The following is a 5,422-nucleotide window of genomic DNA, read 5'->3' on the forward strand; positions in this document are numbered from 1 at the left end:
GCCGCCTCAACGGCATTCAGACTCTACCGCGATGGTCTGGGCTGAACATACAAGCAACCGAGCCTCATTTTCCGTTCCATTGCTGATCTATTACTGAGCCACCTATGCTTCCGCTTCGTTCCGTGCTTTACCTGCCTGCTTCCAACCGTCGCGCCATCGACAAAGTGAAGACGCTACCCGCCGATGCGGTGATCTTTGACTTAGAGGACGCGGTAGCTCCTGACGCCAAGATCGAAGGTCGACGTAACTTGGAACAGGCGTTCGCCGAAGGCGGTGTCGCATCCTCCATGGCAGTGATCCGTGTCAATGCGCTTGGTTCGGACGAACTTGAGGCAGATCTCGAAATGGTGCGCAAGTGCTCTCCTCAAGCCTTGTTGCTGCCCAAGGTCTCGCGGCCGGAAGACGTCATCGCTATTCGACGCAGCCTCGAAGGCAATCACCCAATGTCCTTGTGGTGCATGGTGGAGACGGCTCAGGGTTTGCTACGAGCGGCCGAGATCGCTGGTGTCTCTGAACACGAGCTTTTTCCGTTGTCGTGCTTTGTGATCGGCACGAATGACATTGCGCGAGAGACCGGCGCCTCAATGGAGGAGGGCCGCCAATTCATGGTGCCTTGGCTGATGAGCGCCGTCCTCGCGGCGAAGGCCAACGGCTTGGCCATCCTCGACGGCGTGTGGAACAACTTCCGCGATGTTCATGGCTTCGAGCGGGAAGCTATGCAAGGTCTCCGGATGGGATTTGACGGAAAGACTCTCATACACCCAACTCAGGTGGAGCCTGCCAATCGCATCTTCGCGCCTGCGCCTGAGGCGGTTGAACAAGCTCGAGCAATCGTCACGGCGTTCGCCGACCCCGCGAATGCCGGCAAGGGCGTGATCAACATAGGTGGGCGGATGGTGGAACTCCTGCACTTGGAGATGGCCCGACAGCTGCTGTCGAAGCATGAGGCCATCCAGCGGCGCTCCGTCTTGGACCGCTAGTTGTGGTGCGGATTTCTCAAGCACCATCTCATCGATGCGGTGCCGGAATGTTCGAGACACTCTAGGGGCATGCGATGGATTTCACACTGACGCCTGAACTGTGCGACCTGCGGGATCGCACCCGCGACTTCATTCAAACGCAGGTGATGCCGCTCGAGGGCGAGCAGTCGCATCATGATCACGGCCCTAGCGAGGCGCTGCGCACGGAGTTAGTGAACCGGGCACGGACCGCAGGTCTTCTGACGCCGCACGTTTCGAAAGCCATGGGTGGCATGGGACTGTCGCACGTCGCGAAGGCGCTGGTGTTCGAGGAAGCGGGCTACTCATTCCTGGGTCCCATCGCGCTGAACATCCATGCTCCGGACGAAGGCAATATGCATCTTCTGGATGAAGTGGCGACCCAGGATCAGAAGGAACGCTGGTTAAAGCCCCAGGTGGAAGGTCGCACCCGCTCCTGTTTCGCGATGACGGAGCCCGATCCGGGCGCGGGTTCCGATCCGGGCATGCTGAAGACTACGGCGGTGCGCGACGGTGATCACTACGTCATCAATGGGGTGAAGTGGCTGATCACGGGCGCGGACGGAGCGCACTACGTGATCATTATGGCGCGCATGGAAGACGGCTCGGCCACCATGTTCCTAAGCGACATGGAACGTGAAGGTATCCGATTAGAACGCAACGTGGACGCCATGGACCGCTGCTTCGCCGGCGGTCACGGCGTTGTGACGTTCGAGAACCTCCGCGTGCCGCACAGCGATGTTCTCGGCGAAGTCGGCAAGGGCTTTCGCTACGCGCAGGTTCGGCTGGCACCGGCGCGCCTGACGCACTGCATGCGCTGGCTTGGCCAAGCCCGACGCGCCCACGATGAAGCGGTGGCGTATGCGCGGACCCGGGTCGCGTTCGGCAAGCCATTAGCGGAGCACGAGGGCGTTGGCTTCATGCTGGCCGACAACGATATGGATCTCACGACGGCGCGGCTGCATATCTGGCACACCGCATGGTTGCTCGACCAGGGGCGGAAATGCAACTTCGAATCGAGCCGGGCCAAAGTGGTGTGCTCCGAGGCGGAGTGGCGCGTCGTCGATCGCAGCGTGCAGATCCTCGGCGGTCGCGGCGTAACGGCGGACTGTGCGGCGATGCGCATCTTCACTGACATGCGGGGATTCCGAATTTACGACGGCCCGAACGAAGTGCATCGCTGGAGCATGGCTCGCAAGATCACCGAGTTGAAGGAGCAGCAAGGATGACGGCGTTGGACTCGCGTGCACTCGCTGGTTGGCTGCGGACCCACTCACTCACTCGCAGCGAGGATGTGCGCGCCAAGCCGCTCACCGGTGGCCAGTCGAATCCCACCTATCTGATCGATGATGGCGAGCGGCAATTCGTCCTTCGGAAAAAGCCGGCCGGGACGCTTCTCGCTTCCGCCCACGCGATCGATCGTGAATACAGGGTCATGAGCGCACTGGAGTCCAGTGCTGTCCCGGTTCCGCGGATGCTTGGTTATTGCGACGAGGTTGAGATCCTGGGTACTCCGTTTTACATTATGGAGTTCCTGCAGGGCCGCGTATTCGTCGATCAGTCTCTGCCAGGCATGCAAGCAGGGGAGCGAACCCGAATGTATGCCGAGATGAACCGCGTTCTCTCTGAGCTGCATGCCGTCGACCATGAGGCACTTGGGCTGGCTGACTTTGGCAAGGGCGGAAACTACTTCGCGCGCCAGTTAAAGCGCTGGTCAAGTCAGATTGCCGGCTCCGCGCTGCCTATACCTGAATCGATGCGTTTGCTCTCGGAGTGGCTTCCGCAGCATATACCGCCGGGTGAGGAAACGACGCTGGTGCACGGGGACTTTCGATTGGACAACCTTGTGTTCCATCCTAAAGAGCCTCGGATCATCGGTGTGCTTGATTGGGAGCTCTCCACGCTGGGTCATCCCTTGGCGGACTTGGCCAATCACTGCATGAGTTGGCACATCCCCGCGCATCTTTGGCGTGGCATTGCGGGCCTTGACCTTGGTGCGCTCGGCATCCCTGGTGAGGACGAGTATGTCCGCATGTATATAGCGCGAACCGGCCGTGACCCTCTCCCACACTGGAACTTCTACCTTGCCTTCAGCCTGTTTCGAATCGCGGCCATTCTGCACGGCATCGGGCAGCGCGCGGCCATCGGTACGGCCTCCGCTCACGACGCCCATGAGACGGCAAAGAGGGCCGAGCCGCTAGCTGATATCGGATGGGCATGTGCGCAGCGCCATCTGGCTTGATGGCTGGGCGAGTCTAGAGATGGTTTAAGGAAATGTCAGGGCTCGGAACCCTGCTTAAAGCTTCTGACCAATGAAGACGTCCAGTCATGAACGAAATTGACCTGAAGAATCGCGTCGCAGTCATCACTGGAGCGGCGAGCGGGATCGGCTACGCGACGGCGGAGCGCATGCTCAAGTCCGGCGCGCACGTGGATATTTGGGACCTGCACCAGGACAGGGTAGAGGCCGCCGTATCCCAGCTCTCGACCGCAGGGTCGTGTACAGGTCGCTCAGTGGATGTTTCCAAAAACGCTGATGTGCAGGTTGCGGCCAAGGCGGCGATAGAAGCGCTGGGGCGCGTGGACATCCTCGTCAACAACGCGGGAGTCGCGGACATCGCTCCGCTGAGCGAGACGACCGAAGAGGTCTGGCGGAGGAACATCAGTGTCAACCTGGACTCGGTGTTTTATTGCACGCGTGCATTTGTCAGCGGCATGGTTGAGCGCGGCTGGGGCCGCGTCGTCAATGTCACGTCCGTCGCAGGCAAGGAGGGCAATGTTTTCCAGTGCGCCTATTCCGCTGCCAAGGGCGGGGTCATTGCCTTCACTAAAACGATCGGAAAGGAGCTTGCGACAACGGGCGTCACCGTCAATGCAGTGGCCCCGACGGTCTTCGACACACCGTTTGCGCGAGCGATCATTCAGGCCAATCCTGAAACGCTCCAGCCCATCGTCGCGAAGATCCCGATGCAGCGAATGGGCCACGTCGATGAGGCTGCCGCGATGATTGCTTGGATTGCTTCTGAGGACTGCTCCTTCACGACCGCATTTACGTTCGACCTGTCGGGCGGCCGATCTACGTACTAGCAGGCGAGCATCACATCCGAAAACTGGACAGACCGAGCCTGTTCTCGATAGTGACGCCAACGTAGCAAGTTGCACTCGAACCTGTTCCTCGGGCAGCGTTACTTTCCAGAGCCGGAGGCGTACCCAGCTCAAGCATCGACACCTGCGGCCTTGCTCTACCGTCTATGAGCGAACCTGCCGAGAAGCACACCGTCGCTATGCAGTTCGTGACGGCCGCAGTGGCGCATCTGTCGGGTGACGCGAAGGAACGGGCTCTGTCAGCCGCAGGCATTCCTCAGGCCCTTCTGGAGCGACCCAGCGCTCGGGTGCCGGCCACCTCGTTTTCCGCATTGTGGCTGGCCGTCGCGAGGGAATTGGACGACGAGTTCTTTGGCCTGGACCGCCGCCCGATGAAAGTCGGTAGCTTCGCGCTGGTCTGCCAGGCGGCGCTTTCGTCCCCTGACCTGGATCGCGCCCTGAGGCGGATCCTGCGGGGATTTTCGCTGTTTCTGGAGGATGTTCGCGGCGAGCTGCACCTGGAGGGGAAGGAGGCCATCGTGCGGATCTTCAATAGCATCCGGGAGGAGCCTGACAGGCGATTCGCAGAGGAAACGATGATGATCCTTCTGCATGGCTTGATGTGCTGGTTGGTCGGCCGGCGTATCCCCTTGGAACTGGTCGCTTTCACGCACGCCCGTCCGCCCTACTCGCGCGAGTACCCCTTGATGTACTCGAACAATTTGGCCTTCGCCGTTGAGCATGCGGAGATGCGTTTTGAGGCGCGTGCGCTCTGTGCGCCGGTTGTCCAGAACGCGTCGACACTCCAACAGTTTCTTCGCACCGCGCCCCAGTCCGTGTTCCTGAAATACCGGAACGAGGAGAGCTGGACCGCACAGGTCCGGCGAAAGTTGAGAGGCAGCGTAGGTGACGCCGAAAGCTGGCCAGTCTTCGAGACACTCGCGCGCGAAATCGGCATGTCGCCGACTACGCTTCGCCGCCGCCTGGAGCGAGAAGGGACGACCTATCAGACCATCAAAGACCAGCTGCGCAGCGACGTGGCCATTGATTTAATGTGCAACACCCAATTGAGCATAGACGAAGTCGGGGCTCGAATCGGCTTCCAGGACGCAAGCGCCTTCCACAGGGCGTTCAAACGGTGGAACGGGGTTCAACCAGGGGAGTACCGTCGCCGCCGACGCGAGGAAGAGAACTGAGGGAACTGTCCGTACCGGTCAAGCCATCGACGTAAGAAGACATGTTCAATCTGAATTTGAGGCCGTAGCCTCGCTCCATCATGACGCGGCAAATTGTTCGCAACCTCAAGCGGGTCGTGCGAAGTAGCACCCGCGCTGATGCCA

At 60.4% G+C, this 5,422-nt stretch carries 5 protein-coding genes; all 5 read left to right on the forward strand.

Annotation, left to right across the window (positions count from 1 at the left end):
• The first annotated feature begins 104 nt into the window (after window positions 1–104).
• On the forward strand, window positions 105–980 hold the full coding sequence (locus V7082_RS21260; protein ID WP_334151668.1) for an HpcH/HpaI aldolase/citrate lyase family protein: 876 nt from the start codon (window positions 105–107) through the stop codon (window positions 978–980).
• 74 nt (window positions 981–1,054) lie between these two features.
• Window positions 1,055–2,227 (forward strand): acyl-CoA dehydrogenase family protein, encoded by a 1,173-nt coding sequence (locus tag V7082_RS21265; RefSeq protein ID WP_334151670.1) that lies wholly within the window; start codon window positions 1,055–1,057, stop codon window positions 2,225–2,227.
• The gene (locus V7082_RS21270; RefSeq protein ID WP_334151672.1) at window positions 2,224–3,240 is read left to right on the forward strand and encodes a phosphotransferase family protein; all 1,017 of its coding nucleotides are present in this window, start codon (window positions 2,224–2,226) and stop codon (window positions 3,238–3,240) included. The genes V7082_RS21265 and V7082_RS21270 overlap by 4 nt, the downstream gene beginning before the upstream one ends.
• 86 nt (window positions 3,241–3,326) lie before the next feature.
• On the forward strand, window positions 3,327–4,085 hold the full coding sequence (locus tag V7082_RS21275; RefSeq protein ID WP_334151673.1) for an SDR family NAD(P)-dependent oxidoreductase: 759 nt from the start codon (window positions 3,327–3,329) through the stop codon (window positions 4,083–4,085).
• Window positions 4,086–4,282: 197 nt separating this feature from the next.
• Window positions 4,283–5,278, forward strand: coding sequence for an AraC family transcriptional regulator (locus V7082_RS21280; protein ID WP_334151675.1), 996 nt, complete (start codon window positions 4,283–4,285; stop codon window positions 5,276–5,278).
• Window positions 5,279–5,422: the final 144 nt, after the last annotated feature.

It is taken from the genome of Hyphomicrobium sp. (assembly GCF_036833075.1).
In the GTDB taxonomy this organism is placed as follows: Bacteria; Pseudomonadota; Alphaproteobacteria; order Rhizobiales; family Hyphomicrobiaceae; genus Hyphomicrobium_C.